Origin of the sequence: Parasphingomonas zepuensis (assembly GCF_036663735.1) — a bacterium.
GTDB lineage: Bacteria > Pseudomonadota > Alphaproteobacteria > Sphingomonadales > Sphingomonadaceae > Sphingomonas.
In genome coordinates this window covers 1-1,141 of record NZ_JAXOJO010000063.1, presented here as the reverse complement: position 1 = coordinate 1,141, position 1,141 = coordinate 1, and the positions used below count along the sequence as shown (strand labels likewise).

General features: G+C 62.8%; 2 pseudogenes. Both read right to left on the bottom strand.

The features are described from left to right. Positions 1–348 (bottom strand): annotated as a pseudogene (locus U1769_RS25245) (ribulose 1,5-bisphosphate carboxylase); the annotation flags it as partial. Between the two features lie 150 nt (positions 349–498). Then, positions 499–1,141: pseudogene (locus tag U1769_RS25240) on the bottom strand (hypothetical protein); the annotation flags it as partial.

The window sequence follows — 1,141 nt, the reverse complement described above, 5'->3', positions numbered from 1 at the left end:
GCCCGAGAACGCTTTCAGCTCCGACAGATTGCCGTTGATCGTCGCCAGCAGATTGGGGAGCGAAACGCCCATGTTCGAGATCGGCCATGACAGGACCACACGGGCGCGCCGCCGCTTGCCGTCCCAGCCCTTCGGTGTGCCCGAGCCGGGAAGCGACGGCGCGGCGACTTCATTCAACTCGACCAGTTGCTCGACGCGGGCGGCATGCGCCTCTCGCAATTCGTCAGTCTCACCGGGTACGCGGACGAAGGTGCCGGTCGATTGCTCGCCCGCCATCGTCGCCGCCGCCGCCTCCAGTGCGAAGGCGGTTTCGATCTCATAGGTCGCGGTGACGCGCGCTTCGCTCATATCAGGTCAGAACTCATATTTCCGTTCGTTATCCCACGAAGGCCGGGATCCATTGGGGCTGACGCTGCGGCTCGACCCGCTCGGTTAGCCAGAAAGGATCCCCGCCTGCGCTGGGATGACGAACAAGCAGAAAGGGCGCGCGCGCCCGACTTACGCCGTCTTGAAGTAAGTCGTCGTACGTTCGGTATCGACCGCATAATAGGGCACGAACACAAGGTTTCGCTTGCCGACCTTTGCGCGATACGATTCCGGATGACCGGGGGTGGCTTCCAGAGCGCCTGGCAGCGCGACGACCTCCTGGTCGATCCCCTCCCATGGATTGAGGCCGACATACATTACAGCACCCCGCATCACCGCCTGGAGATTTGGGTTTTCCGGATCGATCGGCAACGTGCGCAGCGGTTGCGGAATGGTCAGCTCGATCGTGTCCCCTGCCTTCCACGTCCGGCTGATCGCGGCCAGCTGGCCCGGCGTCGCGGTCTGCGCGCGCCCGTTGACGAGCAGTTTCGCGCCCTTCGTCCACGCCGGAATGCGCAGCTTCATCGTGAAGCGGCCATTGCCGGCCTTGCGCACCTTCAGCTTTACCGTGTCGGTTACCGGATAATCGGTCTCCTGCACCACCTCGACCGCGCCACCCGGGCGATTCCAGGTCACTTCGGACGGGGTGTAGAGGTTGACCATCAGATTGTTATCGTCGTGGAAATAGGCGTTGAGCACATAATCGGCGACGCCCTGAACCAGGGTGCCGGAGCAGCACGGCCATTTCTGATGATAATAGCGCTTCTCGCCCGCT